Here is a 21,558-nt window from a genome sequence, read left to right as displayed (position 1 = left end):
ACGGCTGGGACGACGAGGTGGACGACGTCGTCGAGGCCGCCGGGTTGCGCTGCCCGGTCCCGCCCGCACCCTCGTCGAACAAGGTCGACCCCGACCCCGCCGCACCCGCCCTCGTCCGCATGCGGCAAGCCAACCACCGACCACCGACACGCCCGCCGCGAGCCGCTGACCAGCACCGACGTCCGGCGCTACGCCCCCACGCGCCGCAGCCGGAACGCCTCCACCGGCCCCAGCCCCGACAGCTCGCGCGTGCCCAGCGACTCGCACCGCAGCGTGGGGTGGCCCTCGAGCGCGGCAGCCGTCACGGCGTCGGTCAGGACGGTGCCGGGCTCGGCCGCGTCGCTGAGCCGCGCCGCGAGGTTGACGCTCGGCCCGAAGACGTCGCCGAACCGCGACAGCACCCGCCCCCACACGAACCCGACGCGCACGGGGGTGTGCGTGAGGTCGGGGGCGGGCTCGGCGTCGTCGGGCACGGGACGCAGGTGGCGCGGCGCCCGCGGGCCCCGCAGCCCGCGCACCGCGCCGAGCTTCGGCAGGCGCCCGGCGTGCGCCGCCCCGGTCGCGACGTCCACAGGCGTGCCGGGGTCCAGCCCGAACGCCTCCGCCAGCCCCACGGCGACACGCGCGCCCGTCTCGGGGTCGTCCGCGGCGAAGAGCACCGCGTCGCCGATGGTCTTCACCACGCGCCCGCCCTCCGCGGCGACGACGTCGCGCGTCGCGGCCTCGAACCGCTGCACGAACACCGACAGGTCCACCGGTCCGAGCGCCGCGGTCCGCCGCGTGAACGACACCATGTCGGCGAACCCGACCCCGCGGGCCAGCGGCAGCGCCAGCGGGTCGGCGCCGGGCCGGTTCGCCTCGCCGAACTCGGCGGCGTAGCGCCCCGCGATCGCGGCCAGCTGACGCCGGTAGGAGTGCACGAGCTGCGCCTCCAGCAGCGGCACGAGCTGCGGCAGCAGGTCGATGAGGAGCAGCCGCGCGCTGACGTCGTCGAGCTCGAGGCGGGTCGACAGGTCCTCGACGAGCGCCTCGACCTGCCACAGCGCCAAGCGGTCCGAGGTGTGCCCCAGCGCCCTGACCAGCGAGGTCACCGTCTCCTGCGCCAGGCCGTGCTCGCGGCCGAGGGCGGTCGAGCGTTCCATGGCGGCCGCGTCGGCGTCGGTGAGCAGGGGCTCGTCGGGGTCGGGGTGCGGGAGCCCGAGCGTGCGCCAGTAGGCCCGCACCTCGTCGACCTCCTGCCCCAGGTGCTCCGCGAGCGCGTGCACCGACCAGCGCCGCGATCCGCCCAGGAGCACGTCGTCGAGCCGGCTCACCGTGCCCTCCCGGTCCGTCGGCGCGCGTGCCGGGAGGTCGCGGCGCGCGGGCGGGTCAGCACCACGGTCGACGGACACGAGGCGAGACTAGATCACGACCCCGTGCGGAGGTGACCCACATCACCCGCCAGGACCGGGTGGAGTTCACCGCCCGTCACCCGGACGAGCAAGGACCCGTCGTCGCCGAGCGACTCGGCGCGGCCCTCCACGACCATCCCACCGGGCGCGTCCACCCGCACGTCCTGCCCGAGCGTCGCGCACGTGTCCGCGACCTCCGCGGCGAGGCCGGCCGCCGCGGCGTCCCCGTCGGCGTCGCGCCACCGCTCCCCCACCTCGCCCAGCGCGGTGACCAGCGCGACGAGGAGCCCCTCACGGTCCGCGTGCGGGGCCCCGGCCACGGCGAGCGACGTCGCCCACGGCACCGGCAGCTCGTCGGCCACCTGGTCGACGTTCACCCCCACCCCGGCGACGACCGCGTCGTCGACCGCCTCGGTCAGCACGCCGCCCACCTTGCGCCACCTGCCCCACCCGTCGAGGTCCCGCGCGTCGCCGGCGGCCGCCGGCAGGAGCAGGTCGTTCGGCCACTTCAGCGCCGCGGGCACCCCGGCCGCCCCCCGCAGCGCGCGCACCGCCGCCAGCCCGACGAGGAGCGGCGCCCACCCCCGCCGGACGGCCGGCACACCCGGACGCAGCAGCACCGAGGCGGTCAGCGCCGCGCGCGGCGGCGTCGTCCACGTGCGGCCCGCCCGCCCGCGCCCGGCCTCCTGGTGGTCGGCGACGAGGACCGCCGGCGCCGGCCAGGCCGCCGGGTCCCGCCGCACCGCCGCGACGAGCTCCGCGTTCGTCGAGCCCGCACGGGGCACGACCTCGAGCCGGGCCAGCGGGCCCGCCGGCGCGAGGAGCCGGTCCCGCAGCACGTCCGCCCGCAGCGGCGACCGCGCGCCGGCTCGCTCCTCCCCGGTCAGGGCCTCCGACCGCTCGTCGGGCCCCGGGCTGTCCTGCTCGTCGCGCACGTCCCGCATCATCCGCCGCGCGGTTGGAGGTTTCCACCAGCACGCCACGCCAACTGCGTCCGCGCCCTGCACGCCGGGCGTCGGAGGGGGCGTCTAGCGTGGGCCAGATGACGCAGACCGAGGACGCGGCCGCCCCCGCGCGCCCCGACGCCCCCGCCCCGCGCACGACGGCGGGCCGGCTGGAGGAGCTCGCCGTGCGCCGCCGGGCGGCCGCCGACGCCGAGACCGCCGCCGGGGAGCGCCAGCACGACCGGGGCAAGAAGACGGCCCGAGAGCGCGTGGAGCAGCTGCTGGACCCGGGCTCGTTCACCGAGCTCGACGCGCTGGTCCGGCACCGCTCGACGAACTTCGGGCTCGAGCGCAAGCGGATCGCCGGTGACGGCGTCGTGGCCGGGCACGGCACGGTCGACGGTCGGCCGGTGTGCGTCTACGCGCAGGACTTCACGGTCTTCGGCGGCAGCCTCGGCGAGGTGCACGGCCAGAAGATCACCAAGGTCATGGACCTGGCGCTGCGGACGGGCGTGCCGCTCGTCGGCATCAGCGACGGCGGCGGCGCGCGCATCCAGGAGGGCGTGGCCGGCCTGACGCAGTTCGCCGAGATCTTCCGCCGCAACGTCGCGGCCTCCGGCGTCATCCCGCAGATCAGCCTCATCCTGGGCCCGTCCGCCGGCGGCGCGGTGTACTCCCCCGCCCTCACGGACTTCATCGTCATGGCCGACGGCACGTCCAACATGTTCATCACCGGCCCGGACGTCATCCGCGCCGTCACGGGCGAGGACGTCGGCTTCGAGGAGCTGGGCGGCGCCACGACGCACAACACCCGCTCCGGCGTGGCCCACTACCTCGCCGCCGACGAGGACGACGCCATCGACTACGCGCGGGCGCTGCTGGCCTACCTGCCCGCCAACAACCTGTCCGACCCGCCGTCCTACCCGCACGAGGCGCCGCTGGAGCCCACGGACGCGGACCTCGCGCTCGACACGCTCGTGCCCGACTCGGACAACCAGCCCTACGACATGCGGGCCGTGGTGGAGACGGTGCTCGACGACGGGATGCTCGAGGTACAGCCGCTGTTCGCGCCCAACGTCCTCGTCGGGTTCGGGCACGTCGAGGGGCACGTCGTCGGCGTCGTGGCCAACCAGCCCCTGCAGATGGCCGGCACGCTCGACATCGACGCGGCGGAGAAGGCCGCGCGGTTCGTGCGCACGTGCGACGCCTTCAACATCCCGGTGCTCACGTTCGTCGACGTCCCGGGCTTCCTCCCGGGCACCGACCAGGAGTGGAACGGCATCATCCGGCGCGGTGCCAAGCTCATCTACGCCTACGCCGAGGCCACCGTCCCGCTCGTCACCGTCATCACGCGCAAGGCCTACGGCGGTGCCTACATCGTCATGGGCTCCAAGCAGCTCGGCGCCGACGTCAACCTCGCCTGGCCGACCGCGCAGATCGCGGTCATGGGCGCCGGCGGCGCCGTCAACATCCTCCAGCGCGCGGCGCTGAAGGAGGTGGGCGATGCCGGCGGCGACGTGGAGGCCGAGCGCGCGCGCCTGACCGCCGAGTACGAGGACGCCCTCGTCAACCCGTGGGACGCCGCCGACCGCGGCTACGTCGACGACGTCATCGCCCCCGCCGAGACCCGCGCCCGCGTCACCTCCGCGCTGCGCCTGCTGCGCACGAAGCGCGCCACCCTGCCTCCCAAGAAGCACGGCAACATCCCCCTGTAGGCCGCGCCCCGCGCCGCCGGTGACGTCCGCGGACGGCCGGCGCGCCCCCGATCCCGACACGACCCCCGGAGCCGATCATCACCGAGCACGACCTGCCGTCCCCCGACGGGCACGACGACCACGACAACGACCACGACCACGACCACGACCACGACGAGCGGACGCACGGCACGACGCCGCTCACCGGGGTCGACCCGGCCCCGCTGCACGCCCTCGTCGACGAGCTCGCGGCCGCCCTGCACACCTACGTCGACACGGCGGTGGGCGTGCGCTCGGAGTTCGGCGCCACCGAGGCCGACGACGACCCGCGCGTGCTCGCGCTCGAGCAGCAGGTCGGCGGGCTGAACGCGCGCCTGTACGACCTCGTGCACGGCACGCTCGGCGTGCACCCGGACCTCACCGGCATGGCGTGGGACGACGAGGGCGACGGCGACGAGGACGCGCTGGGGGTCGACCCCGACGTCGAGACGTTCCACCTCGGCTTCGTCGTGAGCCGGCCGCCGGCGGACCGGACCTTCGACTCCGCGCTCGACCTCGTCGACGCCGGCGGCGCGGAGATCGTCGAGCGGCTGCAGGTCGCCGGGTTCGAGGTCGGCGAGTGGGGCACCGCCCGCGGCGGTCCCGTCTCCTTCGAGGACGACGACGCCGACGACGAGGGCGAGGACGGCCTGTGAGCGCGCCGACCGACGACCGGCCGCCGCACGTCCAGGTCGTGCGGGGAGAGCCCGACGACGTCGAGCTCGCCGCGCTCGTCGCCGGCCTCGTCGCCGCGGCCGGACCCGGCACGGGGGCCGGCGCGGGGCCCGGCGCGGGGGGCGGGACCGGTCACGGGCACGACGACGGGCCGGCGCCGAGCGCCTGGTGCGACCGGGCGCGCTCGGTCCGTGGCACGGTCGCGCCCGCCGCCGGCGCCGACGCGTGGCGCTGGAGCCTGCGGGGCTGACCCCGCCCCGCCTATGGTGCCGGGGTGACCGGCGACGCCCAGACCCCCCGCCCGACGAGCACCAGCGCGAGCCCCACCACCGACGCGAGCACCAGCACCGACGCGAGCACCAGCGCGGGCGCGAGCACCAGCGCGGGCGCCACCGGCGCCGCGACCGGTGGGCGTGAGCCCAGCGCCGTCGACGCCCTGGCGGACGCCTTCTTCGCGACGTCCTGCCGCCTCGACCCCATCGCCGCGACGTCGATGGGCGCCACGGGCTTCGACGCGCTGATGACGGACTGGAGCCCGGAGGGCCACGCGGCTCGCGCCCAGGCGGCGCGCGACACGCTCGCCGCCCTCGACGCCCTGGAGGCCGGCGGCGGGGCGCTGGACGCCACGGACGTCGTCACCGTCGCCGCGATGCGGGAGCGCCTGGGGGTCGGCCTCGAGCTCGCCGACGCGCACGAGGACCTCGCCGAGCTGAACAACATCGCCTCACCGGCCCAGTCGGCGCGCGACGCCTTCGACCTCATGCCGACGGGCACGGCCGACGACTGGGACGTCGTCGCCCGGCGCCTGCGCGCGCTGCCCGCCGCGCTCGAGGGGTACGCGGTGTCGCTGCGGCTGGCCGCGGACCGCGGCCGTGTCGCCGCTGCCCGCCAGGTGGCCGAGGTCGCCGCGCAGTCCGACGTCCTGGCCGACGCGCCGCGGTCCTTCTTCACCCAGCTCGCCGCCCGCGCCGCCGCGACGCCCGGGGTGCCGGAGTCGCTCGCGCGGGAGGTCGCGGAGGCGGGCGAGGGTGCCCGCGCGGCCTACGAACGGCTCGCCGAGACGCTGCGCAGCGAGCTCGCCCCGCAGGCCCCGGAGGCCGACGCCGTGGGCCGCGACCGCTACGCCGTCTGGTCGCGCTTCTTCCTGGGGGCCGCCGTCGACCTCGACGAGACCTACGCCTGGGGCGTCGCCGAGCTCGAGGCGATCATCGCGGAGCAGGACGCGCTCTCCGCGCGGATCGCGGGCGACGGCGCCGACCTGCCCCGCGCGATGGCCGTCCTGCAGGCCGACGAGGCGCGGCAGCTCCAGGGGACCGACGCCCTCCAGCGCTGGATGCAGGAGGTGTCCGACGCCGCCGTCGACGCCCTGGACGGCACGCACTTCACCATCCCGGCCCCGCTGCGCGCCCTCGAGTGCCGCATCGCCCCCACGCAGACGGGCGGCATCTACTACACCTCCCCGTCCGACGACTTCAGCCGGCCGGGCCGCATGTGGTGGTCCGTGCCCGAGGGCGTGACGACCTTCCACCCCTGGCGCGAGCGCACGACCGTCTACCACGAGGGCGTCCCGGGCCACCACCTGCAGATCGGCCGCGCCGTGGCGGAGCGGTCCCTCAACGCGTGGCGCCGCATGCAGTGCTGGGTCTCCGGCCACGGCGAGGGCTGGGCGCTCTACGCCGAGAGCCTCATGGCGGAGATGGGCTTCCTCGACGACCCCGCCGACCGCCTGGGCCTCCTCGAGAGCCGGCGGATGCGCGCGGCGCGCGTGGTGTTCGACATCGGCACGCACCTCGACCTGCCCGTGCCCGCCCGCTGGGGCGGCGGGCGCTGGGACACCGCGACCGGCTGGGCGTTCCTGCGCGACAACCTCGCGATGGAGGAGCCGACCGTGCGGTTCGAGCACCTGCGGTACCTCGGCTGGCCCGGGCAGGCGCCGTCCTACGCGATCGGCGCGCGGATCTGGCGGGGGCTGCGCGACGAGCACGCCGCCCGCGCGCAGGCCGCCGGGCGCCCCGTGGCCGTGCGGGCCTTCCACGACGACGCCCTCGCGCTCGGCGCCCTCCCGCTCGACGTCCTGCGGACGGCTCTCACGCCGGCTTGAGCCCGCCCGGGCCGGGCCTCCGGTCCCTCGCCGCCGCCGCGGGTGGGACCGAGGTCCCGATCCGGCAGCCGGATCCCCTGGACGGGGGACGTCGAAGAGTTCCCGCGCAGGTCACGGGCGGCGTGTCGGCCGCGGGCGGCTGGGACGCTGCCCGCATGACCAGCACCGCGCCGTGCGTCGCCGTCGTCGACGACCACCCCACCGTCCGCCTCGGTGTACGGGCCGCCCTCGAGGCGTGCCTGCCCGGGGTGCGGACCGTCCTGACGTCCACGCCGAACGCGCTGCTCGCGGCGCCGCGGCCGCCGGACGTCGTCGTGCTGGACCTGCAGCTCGGCGACGGCGTCGACCCGGCGGTGACCGTGGGGGCGCTCGTGCAGCAGGGCGCGCGGGTCCTGCTGCACACGCAGGAGCCGCGGCCGACCCTCGTCGCCCGGTGCCTGCGCGCCGGGGCCGCCGGGGTGGTCGGCAAGGGCGAGCCCGTGGAGTCCCTCGTCGCCGCCGTGCGGGCCGTGGCGCGGGGTGAGCGCTGGCTGGGCGGGCCGTTCGCGGCCGTGCTCGAACCCGGGGAGCGGCGGCGGGCGCCGCAGCTGACGCCGCGTGAGCTCGAGGCCGTCCGGCTCTACGCCGGCGGCCTCCCGCTGAAGTCCGTGGCGCGCCGCATGGGCGTCAGCGAGGAGACCGCGAAGGAGCACCTCAAGCGCGTGCGCCGCAAGTACCTCGCCGCCGGGCGCCCGGCCCGCACCAAGCTGGACCTGCTGGTGCGCGCCGTGGAGGACGGGCACGTCCCGCCGGTCGCCGCCGGGCACGCGGTCGACCGGCTGGCGGACGCCGCCGGCTGACGCGAGCGGCGCCGGGGCCCGGACGAGCAGGGGCGCGACCGGGAACCCGGTCGCGCCCCTGCTGGCGTCTCGCCCTAGGGCGTCGGCGCTCAGGCCAGCAGCGACGGGCCGTACTTGACGAGCACCACGGCGGCGAAGAGCACGAGCACGGCGGCGGTGACGAACCAGTCGTTGCCGGCCGCGACGAACCGCCGCGCCGCCGGCCCCGCCCGCCCGGGCAGGCCCAGGTGGCCGTCCCGCACGACGATGCGCGTGAGCCCCGCCCACACGAGCGTCGTGGTGACGGTGATGAGCAGGCACCACGGGCACAGGGCGCCGATGACGAAGTACGCCTCGAAGAACAGCCAGTACGCGAAGACGAGGCCCGCCGTGTAGATCGCCTCCGCGGACAGCATGAACCAGCGCGGGAAGGTCACGCCGCCGGCGATGGCGACCGCCACGGTGATGACCACGGCCTCCGCCGCGATGCCGAGGAACGCGTTCGGGAACCCGAACAGCGACGCCTGCCACGACTGCGCGACCTTGCCGCAGCTGATGACGGCGTTGATGTCGCACGACAGCGACGCGTCCGGGTCGCCCGCGAGCGTCACGGCCTCGATCGACAGGACGAACGACGTGTACAGGCCCAGCACGCCGGACACGATCATCTCGATCGCCGTCCGGCGCCGCCACGCCAGGCCGGAGGGCCGCCGCAGCTCCGGGTCGTCGTCGCGCGGCAGATCGGGCTCGTCGACGAACCCGCCGCCACCGCCGCGGCCCGTCCCCGTCGTCGTGCGCGTGGCGCTCACGTCCCACCGTCCCTCGTCCGTCGTGCGACCCGTCCGTCCCCACCATCGGTGCCCGGACGTGCGGCGGGAGGGGTCGTTCGTCCTGGTGCACAGTGTGGCGCACGACGGCTGGGAGGTGCCTGGACGTGGTGCGTGCCGGATCGGGACGGCAGGACCTCCGGCAGGACCTCCGGTACGGCCCCCGGTGCGGCCCCCGGTGCGGCCTCGGGTGCGGCCTCCGGTGCGGTCTCCGGCGGGACCCGCCGCGGGGCCCTCGTAGGCTCGTCGGCGTGACCCGCCTGCTGCTCGCGTCCGCCAGCCCCGCCCGTCGAGCGACCCTCGTCGCCGCCGGGATCGACCCCCTCGTCGTCGTCTCCGCCGTCGACGAGGACGCCGCCCTGGCCGCCGGCCGCGAGCGCTTCGGCCCCCTCGACCCGGCCGACGCCGTGCTGCTGCTGGCGCAGGCGAAGGCCCAGGCCGTGGCGGCACGCCTCACCGAGGACGACGCGGAGCTGCCCGGCCTGGGCCACGACGAGGACCCCGAGGACCTGCTCGTCCTGGGCTGCGACTCCATGCTCGAGCTCGACGGCGAGATCCTCGGCAAGCCCGCCGACGCCGCCGAGGCCGTGCGCCGCTGGGAAGCGATGCGGGGGCGTTCCGGCACCCTGCACACCGGGCACTGGCTCGTCGACGTGCGGCCGGCGCCCGTCGACGGCGGCAGCGGCACCGGTGCGGCGCTGGGCGCCACGGCCTCGACCGTCGTGCACTTCGCGGACGTGTCCGACGAGGAGGTCGCCGCGTACGTGGCCACCGACGAGCCACTGGCCGTCGCCGGGGCCTTCACCGTCGACGGGCTCGGCGGGCCGTTCGTCGAGGGCGTCGAGGGCGACCACCACGCCGTCGTGGGCCTGAGCCTCCCGCTGCTGCGCGGCCTGCTCGCCGACGTCGGCGTCCCGCTGCCGTCGCTCTGGCGACCGGGCACGCGCCGGCGCTGACGCCCGCGGCGGTCCACGCGCGCCCGCGGCGGTGCGCGCACGCCCTCGTCGGAACCCCACAAACGCCGCGCCGGCCCGCTGGCCGCCGGCGACAGTGTTGTCCGGCGCCCCTCGTGCCGCACCGGGACCTCCGTCCCGCGCGCTATACGGTCGGGGCGTGATCACCAGCGTCCTCGTCGCCAACCGCGGGGAGATCGCGGTCCGCATCGTCCGTGCCTGCGCGGACGCCGGTCTGCGCTCCGTCGCCGTCTACGCCGACCAGGACCGCGAGGCGCTGCACGTGCGCCTCGCCGACGCGGCCTTCGCCCTCGGCGGCGCCCGCGCCGCGGAGACCTACCTCGACATCCCCAAGCTGCTCGACGTGGCCCGCCGGTCGGGCGCCGACGCGGTCCACCCCGGCTACGGGTTCCTCTCGGAGAACGCCGCCTTCGCGCAGGCCGTCATCGACGCCGGGCTCACGTGGATCGGCCCGCCGCCGGCCGCCATCGAGGCGCTCGGGGACAAGGTCAGCGCCCGGCACATCGCGCAGCGTGCCGGCGCCCCGCTCGTCGCCGGCACACCCGACCCCGTGAGCGGCGTGGAGGAGATCCACGCCTTCGTCGAGCAGCACGGGCTGCCCGTCGCCATCAAGGCCGCGTTCGGCGGCGGTGGGCGCGGGCTGAAGGTGGTCCGCGACGCCGACGACGTGGACGAGCTGTACGCCTCCGCCGTCCGCGAGGCCGTGGCGGCGTTCGGGCGCGGGGAGTGCTTCGTCGAGACGTACCTCGACCGGCCGCGGCACGTGGAGACGCAGTGCCTGGCGGACCGCCACGGCACGGTCGTCGTCGTCTCCACCCGCGACTGCTCGCTGCAGCGGCGGCACCAGAAGCTCGTCGAGGAGGCGCCGGCGCCGTTCCTCACGCCGGCGCAGGTGGAGCTGCTCGAGCGGTCCTCCATCGCGATCCTGCGCGAGGCGGGCTACGAGGGCGCCGGGACGTGCGAGTTCCTCGTCGGGCTCGACGGCCAGATCTCGTTCCTCGAGGTCAACACGCGCCTGCAGGTCGAGCACCCGGTGACCGAGGAGGTCTCGGGCATCGACCTCGTCCGCGAGCAGCTGCGCATCGCCGACGGCGAGCCGCTCGGGTACGACCGGGTGGCCACGCGCGGCCACTCCCTGGAGTTCCGCATCAACGGCGAGGACCCCGCCGCGGGCTTCCTCCCCGCGCCCGGCAAGGTGACGCGCCTGCGGCTGCCGTCCGGCCCGGGCGTGCGCTGCGACTTCGGCGTGGTCGAGGGAGACACGGTCTCCGGCGCGTTCGACTCGATGATCGGCAAGCTCGTCGTCACCGGCGCCACCCGGGCGGAGGCCGTGCAGCGCGCCCGCCGTGCCCTGGCCGAGCTGGAGGTCGGGGGCATCCCCACCGTCGTGCCGTTCCACCGCGCGGTGCTGGAGGAGCCGGACTTCGTCCCGGCCGACCCGGCGCAGCCCTTCGCGGTGCACACGCGGTGGATCGAGACCTCCTTCGCCGACCGGCTGCCCGGGCTCGCGCCCGCGGCGCCCGCCGGTGGCGCCCCTGCCGCGGCCGGGGTGGAGGAGCCCGACGAGGAGCCGGCGCTCGAGCGCGTCGTCGTCGAGGTCGGCGGCAAGCGGCTCGAGGTGGTCCTGCCCGCCGCGCTGGCCGGCGGCCTCGGGGGCGGTGCCGGCCGCCGGGGGGCGGGCGCCCCGCGCCGTCCGGCCCGTCGCGCCGCGCCGAGGGCCGGTGCCGCGGCGTCCGGGACGACGCTGGCCTCGCCCATGCAGGGCACGATCGTGAAGGTGGCGGTCGGCGAGGGGGCCGTCGTGGCGGAGGGCGACCTCGTCGTCGTGCTCGAGGCCATGAAGATGGAGCAGCCGCTGCTCGCGCACCGTGCGGGGACCGTGCGCGGCCTCGCGGCCGAGGTCGGCGCGACCGTCGCGGCCGGCACGGCGCTGGCCGAGATCGTCGACGCGGACGCGTGAGCGACGGCGCGCCGGCGGAGCCGTCCTCCGGCACGCCCGCGTCCCCGGACGGCGGCGTGACGCCCGCGGGGCCGCCGCCCGCTGGGCCGCCGGCGCGCGAGCCCCGGCCCGGGGACGGGTGGGTCGCGTGCGCCTGCGGCCGCCGGCACTGGGGCCGCGCCGGTGCGGCGGGTCTGCTCCTCGCCCGGCGCCCGGAGCCCGGGGGCCCGGTGACGCACGTCGTCCTGCAGCACCGCGTCGGGTGGAGCGACCAGGGCGGGACGTGGGGCATCCCGGGCGGGGCGCGCGAGCCCGACGAGACCCCCGTCGCCGCCGCGCTGCGGGAGGCGCGCGAGGAGGCTGGGATCGACCCGGCCGCGGTCCGCGTGCTCGGCACGTCGCTGCTCGACCACGGCACGTGGTCCTACACGACCGTGCTGGCCGAGGAGGCCGTGCCGGTCGTCCCCACCGTGACCGACGTGGAGAGCCTCGAGATGGCCTGGGTCCCCGTCGACGAGGTCACCGACCGGCCGCTGCTGGCCGCGTTCGCCGAGGCCTGGCCCGCGCTGAGACGGCGCCTGGACGCGGGCGCCTGAGCCCCTCCGCCCGGGTGTACATTCCCGGCTGAGGTAAGGCTGCCCTCACCAGCGCCGCCCTCACCGCCCGCCCGGCCCGTCCGCGCGCGCGGTCCCGCGTCGGCGTGCCGCCCCGGCACCGGAGCCAGAGAGCACCACGGACATGGTCGCGAACTACCTCATCGGGCTGCGCGAAGGCCTGGAGGCGGCGCTCGTCGTCGGGATCCTCGTCGCCTACCTCGTGCGGACGGGGCGGCGCGACCTGCTGCCCGCGCTGTGGGCGGGTGTCGGCACGGCCGTGGCCGTCGCCCTGGCGTTCGGGGCGCTGCTGACCTTCGGGCCCTCGCGGCTGACGTTCGAGGCGCAGGAGGCCATCGGCGGGTCCCTGTCCATCGTGGCCGTCGGCCTCGTCACCTGGATGATCTTCTGGATGGCCCGCACCGCGCGGCACCTCAAGGCGGACCTGCACCACCGGCTCGACGACGCGGTCGCCGCGGGCCGGGGCGCCGTCGTCGTGATGGCGCTGCTGGCGGTGGGCCGCGAGGGCCTGGAGACGGCGCTGTTCCTCTGGGCCGGTGCCCAGGCCACCGGCCGGACGACGGCGCCGCTGCTCGGGGCCGCCCTCGGGCTGGCCACGGCCGTGCTGCTCGGCTGGCTGCTCTACCGCGGCGCGGTGCGGATCGACCTGCGGCGGTTCTTCTCCTGGACCGGGGTGTTCCTCGTCCTCGTCGCCGGCGGGGTGCTGTCCTACGGCGTGCACGACCTGCAGGAGGCCGGGGTGCTGCCCGGGCTGAACTCGCTGGCCTTCGACGTGTCCGCCGCCGTCCCGCCGACGAGCTGGTACGGCGTGCTCCTCAAGGGCGTCTTCAACTTCTCCCCCGCCACCACCTGGCTCGAGGCGGCGGCGTGGACGGCCTACGTCGTGCCGACGCTCGCCCTGTTCGTGCGGTCCGCGTGGGGCGGCTCGACCCCGGCTCGCCCGGTCGGCGGGACGGGGACGGGGACGGGCACGGCGACGAGCACGTCAGCCCCGGTGGCCGCACCCGTCACGCCCTGACAGCCCTCGCCTCTTCCGACCCTCTCCCCCGCCGCGGCCCTCCGCCGCCCGCCCTCCCGCGCCGTCACCCTGGAGCCCCCATGCCCCGCCGCCCCCTGGCCCTCGTCGGCCTCGTCGCCCTCGCGCTGCCGCTGACCGCCTGCGTGCCCAACGAGACCGCGGAGGTGTCCGCGGCCGGGACCGCGGGTGCCGGCGGCGGCACGGGCACCGTGACGGTGAGCTCCACCGCCGACGCCTGCGAGCTCTCGGAGGACACCGCCCCGTCGGGCACGCTGCGGTTCACCGTCGTCAACGACGGCAGCGACGTCACCGAGTTCTACCTGCTGGCCGAGGACGGCCTGCGGGTGGTGTCCGAGGTGGAGAACGTCGGCCCCGGCCTGTCCCGGGACCTCGTCGTCCAGGTCGCCCCCGGCACCTACGTCGCCCAGTGCAAGCCCGGCATGGTCGGGGACGGCATCCGCAGCGACTTCACGGTGACCGACTCCGGCACGCCGGTCGGACCGACCGGTGACGTCGCGGAGCAGCTGGCCGCGGCCGAGGCGTCGTACCTGGCCTACGTCCGGGACCAGTCCGGCGCGCTCATCGCCGCCACCCAGGAGTTCGCGGCCGCCTACGCCGCGGGCGACGACGCCACGGCCCGATCCCTGTACGCGCCCACCCGCGTGCACTGGGAGCGCATCGAGCCGGTCGCGGAGTCGTTCGGCGACCTCGACCCGCTGCTGGACCTGCGCGAGGCCGACCTCGAGGAGGGCGCGACCTGGACGGGGTGGCACCTCGTCGAGAAGGACCTGTGGCAGCCGGCGCCCGAGGCGAACGGGGGCGTCGCGTACACGCCGCTCACGCCGGAGCAGCGGCAGGTCGCCGCGGACGACCTCGTCGCCAACACGCAGCGCCTCGTCGACCAGGTGAACGCCCAGGACTTCACGGTCGCCGCGTTCCAGGTCTCCAACGGCGCCAAGGAGCTGCTCGACGAGGTCGCCACGGGCAAGGTCACCGGCGAGGAGGAGATCTGGTCCCACACGGACCTCTGGGACTTCGCGGCGAACGTCGACGGGGCGGACGTCGCCTACGGCGTGCTCGCCGACGTCGTCACCGAGCGCGACCCGGAGCTGGCGACCGAGCTCACCGAGCGGTTCGACACCCTCCAGGGGCTCCTGGCGCAGCACGGCTCGTACGACGCCGGGTTTGCGGGCTACGACACCCTCACCGACGCGCAGGTCAAGGAGCTCGCAGCGGCCGTCGACGCCCTGTCCGAGCCGCTCTCGCGCCTGACCGCCACGGTCACCGGGGCGTGAGGACGCGCCGTGCCCACCGCTGACGCCGTCCCCGACCCCTCGAGCCGCCCGGCGGAGCCCGCCTCGCGCGGGCTGTCCCGGCGCGCCCTGCTGGGCTGGGGCGGCGGGCTGGCGGCGGGTGCGGCCGTCGGGGCGGCGGGCGGCTTCGGCGTCGCACGGGCCTCGGCCGGACCGACCGCCGGGCCGGCCGCGACGCCCGACCCGGGGGCGACCGGCGTCGGCGCGCACCGCACCTACGCCTTCACCGGCGCCCACCAGGCGGGCATCGTCACCCCCGCGCAGGACCGGCTGTACCTGGCGACCTTCGACGTGACGACCGACGACCGCGACCGGCTCGTCGACCTCCTGCGCCGCTGGACCGTCATGGCCGCCCGGCTCACGCAGGGCCTGCCGGCCGGGTCGCTCGGGCCCTCGTCGGGCCCCTACGACGCACCGCCGGACGACACGGGCGAGGCGGCCGACCTGCCCGCCGCAGGCCTCACGCTGACGTTCGGGTTCGGCCGGTCGCTGTTCGTCGGCACGCCGGGAGCCGACGGCTCCCCCGGCGTCGACCGCTTCGGCCTGGCGGCGCGGCTGCCCGCCGCCCTCGTCGAGCTGCCGCACTTCCCGGGCGACGACCTCGACCCCGCGCGCAGCGACGGCGACCTCGTCGTGCAGGCGTGCGCCGACGACCCGCAGGTCGCGGTCCACGCCGTGCGGAACCTCGCGCGCGCCGCCTTCGGCACGGCCACGCTGCGCTGGGCCCAGCTCGGCTACGGCCGCACCTCGTCGACCTCGACGAGCCAGCGCACCCCGCGCAACCTGTTCGGCTTCAAGGACGGCACCTCGAACGTCAAGGCCGAGGAGACCGAGGCGCTCGACGAGCACGTGTGGGTCCCCGCGTCCGCGGCCGACGAGGACGCGGCCGCCGGCACCGACTCGGCGTGGATGACGGGCGGCTCGTACCTCGTCGCCCGGCGCATCCGCATGACCATCGAGACGTGGGACCGGTCCTCCCTGCGCGAGCAGGAGGCCGTCGTCGGCCGGACGAAGGGCGAGGGCGCCCCCCTGTCCGGCGGAACGGAGTTCACCGAGCCCGATCTCGCCGCGACGGGCGCCGACGACGCGCCCCTGGTGCCGGCGGACTCCCACGTGCGCCTCGCCCACCCGACGATGCACGGCGGCGCCCGCATGCTGCGCCGCGGCTACAACTTCACCGACGGCAACGACGGCCTGGGCCGCCTCGACGCCGGCCTGTTCTTCCTCGCCTTCGTCACGGACCCGCGCACGCACTTCATCCCGGTGCAGTCGGCCCTGGCGACGAGGGACGCCCTGCGCGAGTACCTGCTGCACACGGGCTCGGGCCTCTTCGCGGTCCCGCCGGGGGTGCCCTCGGTGCCCACAGGCGCGGACGGCACTCCGACCCTCACCGAGGATGCGCCTTTCGTCGGCGAGACGCTCTTCGCCTGACGGCGCACGAGCTCCGCCACCGCCCGGCGCCGAGGAACGTCCGGATCCGCCGATGACCGGCGCGCCTGCTCGTGCCGCTACGAGGGCCGCCGCGAGGCGATGCTCGAGCCCAACGGCCGACGTTGTCGAGCTAGACCAATGAGATGGGAACGGCGGCCGCCAGCAGCACCAGTTCCGCCGGAGCGCTTGACGACCAGTGCCAGCGTCGACGTCCGTCACCAGGGATGAACACGCTCATCAGCAGGTGGCACACGAAAGCGAGGAGAGTCGCGGTGTAGACGTACGAGAGGCCGTCAGTGAGGCCGCCCGGACGTCGGGCCCCACCGTCGAGTGCGATGCCGAGCGCCAGGTCGACTGCGAGTGCGGCGGAGAATGCCAGCAAAACAGGGCCGCAGAGCAGGAGATGGACCGCGCGCCCCGTCCGGACCTGCCGCTGATCGCGGCCCAGCCGACGGCCACGTGTCGTTCAACTCCTCGCCCAAGAAGGTCGGATCAGTGCGTCGCACGGCGCGTCGCGGCGGCGCAGGAGGCGCGTCCCCGTCGGTCTACTCCTCTTGCTGCAGCACCGTCGCAGCAGCATGCTCAGAAGCCGATCAATCGCGGTCGTAGGGCGCCGCGTCGTTCCACCGCATCTTCGGCCGCCAGGGCATCGACAGCAGGAACGCCGCCCAACCCTCGTGCGTGTCCTCGCGCACGACGCCGTCGGATGTTCGTACTCGGTAGAGAGTGACCCCGCGGCCTCGCCCGACCTCGATCTGGCCGGCCACGGCCTGTCGTACGACGGACCTCACCACCTCGACCGTTTCGACTGACCGCGGGAGCTCCCACCCTCGCCCCTTGCCCAGCCCGACGATGATGTCTTCCGCCGAGTGCATCCACCAGACACCGACTGCGTCCTCGCGATGGGGGTCCACGTCGACGCCTTCGACGATCCCCGAGTCGTCCGGCAGCTCTCGTCGCACCACGGCAACGGCCCGAAGGCGCGCATCGAGCGCGGCAGCGAGCTGCCGCAGGTCAGCGGTAGTTCGGTCGATCGGGAGCCGGCCCAGTTCGTCATCGCGCGCCACGACCTCAGTGTGGCGCGCCTCGTACTCCTGGCTGTAGGTGACCGCCGGAGGGGCATCCGGATCTGCCGCGTCGAGGGGCGGCGCGCGTCCGCATCCTCGTCCGCCGCCGCTACGCTCGCCAACGGGTGCTCGGAGCGGCCGACCTGGCGGTAAGGGCGCACCCGGGTCGTCCCCGTTCGGCGTTCGAGAAGGCCAGGAAGTAGACCCCGGTGTGACGCCGCTCCGCTCCCCGAGGGGACACACGTCCCCACAGCTCAGGTGTCAACCGAACCCGCAGCAGTCCCGATCGCGGTCCTGGACGATCACCTCGACCGCGCACACCTCGATCGTGACGCACACCCGGAACGGCCAGCCAGAAGGACTCGCTCCCGCGCCGGCGCCGGCGTCGGCGTCGGCGTCGGCGTCGGCGTCGGCGGCGGCGGCGGCGTGGGTCGCGGGATGTCCGCACCGGCTCCGCTCGTGCACTTGCCGGCACCTGCCGTCACGGACGACGGTGAGGAGGCACCGGTCGACCGGCTGGCAGCGTCGGAAGGGGCAGACGCCATGCGCACCACCCGCACCTCCAGGGCCCGCACGGCGACCGCGTGCGCCGGCGTCCTGGCCGTCCTCACCGCTGGCGGTGTGACCGCCTGCACCTCGGACGGCTCGTCAGCGGCGCCCGCGACGAGCGCGTCCCCAACCGGCCAGCTGGCGTCGGTCACCGCGAGCGCGACGCCGTCCGAAGCGCCCGCGACGCCCGACGCGTCCCTCGCCCCTACGCCGGTGGTGGCTCCCACAGACGTGCCCGACGAGGTCCTCCTGCCGCCGGCTGCGCTGGACGGGCAGGGGTTGCCGCGGCAGCTCGTCGAGGTCGTCGTCCCCTGGCGACTGCCGCCGGGGTGCGGCGCCGGGCAGCCGGACACGGCGGTCGCCATGCGGGGCCAGGAGCTCGGTACCGGGGAGTTCGAGGCGGTCGTCCCCGTGCAGCAGGTCGCCGTGTTCCCCGACGCCGCGGCGGCCGTGGTGGAGCTGGACCGCGTCCGCGGCCGGCTCGCCGGGTGCGCTCCTGAGGAACCGGACGCAACGACCGTGTACGTCCGTGAGGACGTGGCCGTCGGCGCGCAGGGCACAGGTCTCGCGACGTCGTACAACGGCGGGACCGACGACGGAGCGCTGGGTACCTACGCCGTGCTCACCCGGCGCGGCAACGCGGTGGTTCTCGTCGGGGGCGAGGGGGGCGAGCGCAACCTGGGCGACGCCCGCGCTCAGGAGACTGCGCACGCGCAGGCGGCCTGGGAGCTCCTGGCGCGGTACGAGCTCGACGCGGGCTGAGGTCGGCCTCGGCCCTCGTCGGCGGCGCGGTGCGCGGGCCGCCGCTACTGCGTCGCGGCCGCCAGTGCCCGGCGCAGAGCGGCGACGTGCGCACCGTCGCCGTCGACGGTCAGCGCGTCCCGGTCGCCGCGGCCCCACAGCCACAGCAGCACGGCGTCCGGCGCGCCCCGTACCGTGGCGGCCGCGGTCGGGTCGGTGGACCTCACCTCCGCCTGCGCGCCCGTGACCTCGACACCCCAAGCCCTCCCGCCCGCCTCGACGACGACCGACGACCGGAGGTCCGGCCCGATGCCCGACGAGGGACCGTCGGCGGGAAGCGACAGCGGGAGGAAGACCGTGAGCACCTCGTCGATCCCGTCGAGCGCCAGCGCCGGGTCGACGAGGGACGGCTCGCCGGCCGCCTGCTCGAGGTCGACCCGGTGGATCAACGTCTCCTGCGCCATGCGTCGCTGCCAGAAGGACAGCCGGCCGTCCGGCGTCGGCCAGGTCCAGCACGGCGTCAGGGACGGCCGGTCGACCGCCGCGAGGATGGCACCCGTGCCCCGGTCGAGGTGGGCGAGGGCGGCCTCGTCGGGCAGCGGGGCGCCCGCCGCGTCCCCCGGCGGCACGCGGTGACCGACGGCGATCGCCGTCGACTGGCGCAGGTAGACGTCGGCGACGTGACGGACGACGTCTTCGACGGTCCAGCCCGGGCAGCCGGGCACGGGCGCCGACGGATCCAGCTCCCGGGCGAGCGCCCGCAGCCGTGCCACGTCCTGGCGCAGGGCGTTGAGATGGGTCGCGCCGTCGAGGGGCGGCAGCAGCGCATCCGGATTCACGGGATGAGCGTGCCAGGCCCAGGAGGTCCAGAGGGCCGGCACGGGTCGTGGCGCCGTCTCTCACTCCTCGCCCGGCGGGACGAGGCGCGTGATACGGCCGCCCGTGACCACGGCCAGCGAGCCGTCGGCCAGCGTGTGCGTGGACATCGAGCTGGCGGTCAGCACGGTCCCGCCGGCCGGGTCCGGCAGCGTCCACAGCTCCTCGCCCGACCGCAGGTCCCGCGCGACGACGACCGGGCCGGCCGCCGCCGGCTCGACCTGCAGCACGCGGCGCCCGTCCGTCGCGAAGCCGACCGGCTGCCCGTAGGCCGTGCCCGTCGGGGCACCGGACCACGGCGTCCGTCGCCGCGTCGAGCGCCGTGACGCCCCGCATCGTCGGGACGAGGACGCGCTCCGCCAGCACGGTGGTGCCCTCGGACGGGCCGGGCATCGGCTCGCTGACCCACAGCCGGGCGCCGGAGGTCGCGTCGTGGGCGGCCAGGACCGTGCCCTCGACGCCGGGCACGACCGCGGTCACGTGGACGACGTCCGGCCCGCTGCCGTCGTCGAGCCGGACCTCGACGAGGTCGCCGGGCACGGTAGCGGGCACGGTAGCGAGCTCGGGGCCGGGCTCGGGCGCGGCCACGTCCTCGCCGGTCGTCGCGTCGAACCAGGTCCTGCCGGCGGTGGTCACGACGGCCGCCCGCCTCTCGTCGTCCATCCCGACCCACGTGGCCCGCGGGTCGACGTCGGGGAACGCGCGCGTCCAGGCCGTCGCGCCGGTCCTGATGGAGGACGCCACCAGGCTCGCCCCGCCGCCGTCGTCGGGGACGAGGTCGAGGAACAGCGACGCCGTCATGGCCACCGGGCTGCGGAGGTCTTGCGGCACCTCGCGCACGAGCGCGCCGGTCCTGTCGTCCCGCACGGTCACCGCACCGGCACCGACGAGGGACGTGCCGTCCTGCCGGCACACGACGACGGTCTCGTCTCGCAGGGCCGCCGGCCCCTCGCCGCCGGGGAAGGTGCAGCTCCCGACGTCGGAGAACAGCACCCGCCCCGTGGCCAGGTCGACCGCGTCGGTGCCGGCCGGCTCCCGGGCGACGAGCACGACGTCGTCCCCGGTGCCCCGCAGCCACCGGCCCTCCACCGACCACGCCTCGACGAGCGGGCGGTCGAGGTCCACCGAGAGGCCGTCGAGCGCGCGCAGGCGGGCGTCCTCGCGCGCGACCTGCACCTGGGCCGTCACCACCCACGCCGCCAGACCCGCGGCGGCGGCACCGGCGATGAAGGCCCGTGCACGGCGGCCGGATCGCCGGGGTCGTACCGGCGGCTCCCCCGCCCGCAGGGGTGGCGCGGGCACGTCCTCGTCGGGCTCGTCGTCCCACACGACCTCGTGCTCGACCCGCCGCCCCGCCCGTGCGCGCACCTGGGCCTCCTCCTGCTGCCGCCCGACCCGATCAGACCACAGGGGCGCGGCGCGCGTCAGTCGCCGGCGCGGTGCAGCGGCACCGGACCGCAGGGGCGACCGGCACGGCCTCAGCCGTAGTCGGCCCAGAGGCGACGGGCGACGCCGTCCACCGTCATCGTGCCGCCGTAGGGCACGACCCACTGCGGCCGCGTGTGGCCGAACGGGGGTCCGACCACGACCGGGGCGTCGGCGTTGTAGCGCCCGACCACGTCCACGACCACGTCCCGCTGCGCCTCACGGCGGCGACGGCGCTCGTCGGCCCCGGGGCGGTCGGTGAAGTGCGAGGTGGGCGGCCGCGCGGCCACGACGGCGGCCACGGCCCCGAGCACCCCCCGCTCCCCGAGGGAGCGCAGGATCCAGCCGAGCTCCCGCGGCGGGATGAGCTCCTCGGAGGTCTCCACCAGCAGGACGGCGCCGGTGAGCACGCCCGGGTCCGCCGGGAACCGTCCCGCCGTGAGGAGCCACTGCAGCACCTCGGCGCAGCCGCCCCAGGTGGGGCCGGTGACGGTGCGCGCGGGCCCCGCCCACGTCCACGGCTCGGTCGGCTCCCGCTCGCCGTGCTCCGTGAGCGCGCGCGGGTCGAGCCAGTCGTGCCCCAGGTCCTCCGACTCGCCCGGCTCCGTCACCTCGAGCCTCCCGCCGGTGAGCAGCGCCGCCCGTAGCGACCGTGCGTGCACCTCGTCGACCCGCGGCCCCGGCCCGAGGTGGACCTGCGTCGACCCGCCGTAGTAGCCCGCGACACCGTTGGTCCAGAGCCAGGTCAGGATGTTGGTGTTGTCGCTGTACCCGAGGAACGGCTTGGGGTCGTCGCGCACGGCCGCGGCGTCCAGGTGCGGGACGACGGTGATCTGGTCCTCGCCGCCGACCGTCGCGACCACGGCGCGGATGTGGGGATCCGCGAACGCCGCGTTGAGGTCGGCGGCCCGGTCGACGGCGCTCGCGCCCAGGCGACGGGTCGTCGGGTACTCGACGGGGACGAGACCGGTCACCTCCGTCAGGCGTCGCATCGCCTGCTCGTGCACGGCGGGTGCGAAGCCCGGCGCCGCGAACGACGGCGAGAGCACGGCGACGCGGTCCCCCGGCTGCGCCTTGGCGGGCTGGACGAGCGGTCGCACGACGGGCGGCACCTGCCGGAGG

General features: G+C 76.3%; 19 protein-coding genes. 12 read left to right on the top strand and 7 right to left on the bottom strand.

From position 1 onward, the window contains the following. Positions 1-188: 188 nt before the first annotated feature. Positions 189-1,391 carry an adenylate/guanylate cyclase domain-containing protein gene (locus tag BM048_RS12850; RefSeq protein WP_139224451.1) on the bottom strand — a complete coding sequence of 401 codons (1,203 nt, stop codon included), beginning with the start codon at positions 1,389-1,391 and terminating at the stop codon, positions 189-191. Between the two features lie 14 nt (positions 1,392-1,405). After that, positions 1,406-2,326 carry a biotin--[acetyl-CoA-carboxylase] ligase gene (locus BM048_RS12845; RefSeq protein ID WP_239078753.1) on the bottom strand — a complete coding sequence of 307 codons (921 nt, stop codon included), beginning with the start codon at positions 2,324-2,326 and terminating at the stop codon, positions 1,406-1,408. A 107-nt stretch (positions 2,327-2,433) separates the two neighbouring features. Between BM048_RS12845 and BM048_RS12840 the strand changes: the two genes are divergently transcribed. The 5 genes from BM048_RS12840 (at position 2,434) to BM048_RS12820 (ending at position 7,683) form a co-directional block, all read left to right on the top strand. Then, a complete protein-coding gene (locus BM048_RS12840) occupies positions 2,434-4,050 on the top strand; it encodes an acyl-CoA carboxylase subunit beta (protein ID WP_090033672.1) in 1,617 nt (538 codons plus the stop codon). A 260-nt stretch (positions 4,051-4,310) separates the two neighbouring features. After that, on the top strand, positions 4,311-4,724 hold the full coding sequence (locus BM048_RS12835) for a hypothetical protein (protein WP_308439499.1): 414 nt from the start codon (positions 4,311-4,313) through the stop codon (positions 4,722-4,724). Then, positions 4,721-4,993, top strand: coding sequence for an acyl-CoA carboxylase epsilon subunit (locus BM048_RS12830; protein ID WP_090033615.1), 273 nt, complete (start codon positions 4,721-4,723; stop codon positions 4,991-4,993). The genes BM048_RS12835 and BM048_RS12830 overlap by 4 nt, the downstream gene beginning before the upstream one ends. Positions 4,994-5,017: 24 nt before the next feature. Then, on the top strand, positions 5,018-6,844 hold the full coding sequence (locus BM048_RS12825; RefSeq protein ID WP_090033613.1) for a DUF885 domain-containing protein: 1,827 nt from the start codon (positions 5,018-5,020) through the stop codon (positions 6,842-6,844). 155 nt (positions 6,845-6,999) lie between these two features. Further along, on the top strand, positions 7,000-7,683 hold the full coding sequence (locus BM048_RS12820) for a response regulator (RefSeq protein ID WP_139224450.1): 684 nt from the start codon (positions 7,000-7,002) through the stop codon (positions 7,681-7,683). Positions 7,684-7,772: 89 nt separating this feature from the next. On the opposite strand, the gene BM048_RS12815 is transcribed toward BM048_RS12820, so the two are convergent. Beyond that, positions 7,773-8,471, bottom strand: coding sequence for a vitamin K epoxide reductase family protein (locus tag BM048_RS12815; RefSeq protein ID WP_373308411.1), 699 nt, complete (start codon positions 8,469-8,471; stop codon positions 7,773-7,775). Positions 8,472-8,740: 269 nt separating this feature from the next. Here BM048_RS12815 and BM048_RS12810 point away from each other — a divergent pair, with 269 nt between their 5' ends. The 6 genes from BM048_RS12810 to efeB all read left to right on the top strand — a co-directional run bounded on the left by BM048_RS12810 (position 8,741) and on the right by efeB (position 15,778). Next, the gene (locus BM048_RS12810) at positions 8,741-9,445 is read left to right on the top strand and encodes a Maf family protein (RefSeq protein ID WP_090033611.1); all 705 of its coding nucleotides are present in this window, start codon (positions 8,741-8,743) and stop codon (positions 9,443-9,445) included. 157 nt (positions 9,446-9,602) lie between these two features. After that, positions 9,603-11,423: an acetyl/propionyl/methylcrotonyl-CoA carboxylase subunit alpha gene (locus BM048_RS12805; protein ID WP_090033609.1), complete on the top strand. Its 1,821-nt coding sequence runs from the start codon at positions 9,603-9,605 to the stop codon at positions 11,421-11,423. A 56-nt stretch (positions 11,424-11,479) separates the two neighbouring features. After that, entirely contained in the window at positions 11,480-11,998 is a 519-nt protein-coding gene (locus BM048_RS12800; protein ID WP_090033669.1) for an NUDIX hydrolase, read from the top strand. A 142-nt stretch (positions 11,999-12,140) separates the two neighbouring features. Continuing rightward, on the top strand, positions 12,141-13,034 hold the full coding sequence (efeU, locus tag BM048_RS12795; RefSeq protein ID WP_090033608.1) for an iron uptake transporter permease EfeU: 894 nt from the start codon (positions 12,141-12,143) through the stop codon (positions 13,032-13,034). 80 nt (positions 13,035-13,114) lie between these two features. After that, a complete protein-coding gene (efeO, locus tag BM048_RS12790) occupies positions 13,115-14,329 on the top strand; it encodes an iron uptake system protein EfeO (protein WP_090033606.1) in 1,215 nt (404 codons plus the stop codon). 9 nt (positions 14,330-14,338) lie between these two features. Then, complete coding sequence (efeB, locus tag BM048_RS12785; protein WP_090033604.1) at positions 14,339-15,778, top strand: iron uptake transporter deferrochelatase/peroxidase subunit; 1,440 nt, start codon at positions 14,339-14,341, stop codon at positions 15,776-15,778. Positions 15,779-16,371: 593 nt separating this feature from the next. Here efeB and BM048_RS17910 read toward each other — a convergent pair. Beyond that, positions 16,372-16,845, bottom strand: coding sequence for a hypothetical protein (locus tag BM048_RS17910; protein WP_139224449.1), 474 nt, complete (start codon positions 16,843-16,845; stop codon positions 16,372-16,374). Between the two features lie 762 nt (positions 16,846-17,607). Between BM048_RS17910 and BM048_RS17905 the strand changes: the two genes are divergently transcribed. Then, positions 17,608-18,156 carry a sensor domain-containing protein gene (locus BM048_RS17905; RefSeq protein WP_139224448.1) on the top strand — a complete coding sequence of 183 codons (549 nt, stop codon included), beginning with the start codon at positions 17,608-17,610 and terminating at the stop codon, positions 18,154-18,156. Between the two features lie 44 nt (positions 18,157-18,200). Here the strand turns inward: BM048_RS17905 and BM048_RS12760 are convergent, their stop codons facing one another. From BM048_RS12760 to BM048_RS12745, 3 genes are all read right to left on the bottom strand, one after another. Continuing rightward, the gene (locus BM048_RS12760) at positions 18,201-18,974 is read right to left on the bottom strand and encodes a maleylpyruvate isomerase family mycothiol-dependent enzyme (protein WP_175499539.1); all 774 of its coding nucleotides are present in this window, start codon (positions 18,972-18,974) and stop codon (positions 18,201-18,203) included. A gap of 60 nt (positions 18,975-19,034) precedes the next feature. Beyond that, positions 19,035-19,241, bottom strand: a complete 207-nt coding sequence (locus BM048_RS12755; RefSeq protein ID WP_090033593.1) for a hypothetical protein — start codon at positions 19,239-19,241, stop codon at positions 19,035-19,037. A gap of 1,248 nt (positions 19,242-20,489) precedes the next feature. After that, positions 20,490-21,536, bottom strand: a complete 1,047-nt coding sequence (locus tag BM048_RS12745) for an LD-carboxypeptidase (RefSeq protein WP_203708793.1) — start codon at positions 21,534-21,536, stop codon at positions 20,490-20,492. Between the last annotated feature and the right edge of the window lie 22 nt (positions 21,537-21,558).

Source organism: Cellulomonas marina, assembly GCF_900111925.1.
Taxonomy (GTDB): domain Bacteria; phylum Actinomycetota; class Actinomycetes; order Actinomycetales; family Cellulomonadaceae; genus Cellulomonas; species Cellulomonas marina.
The sequence above is the reverse complement of the archived record's forward strand: the minus strand, read 5'-3'. Positions and strand labels throughout refer to the sequence as shown.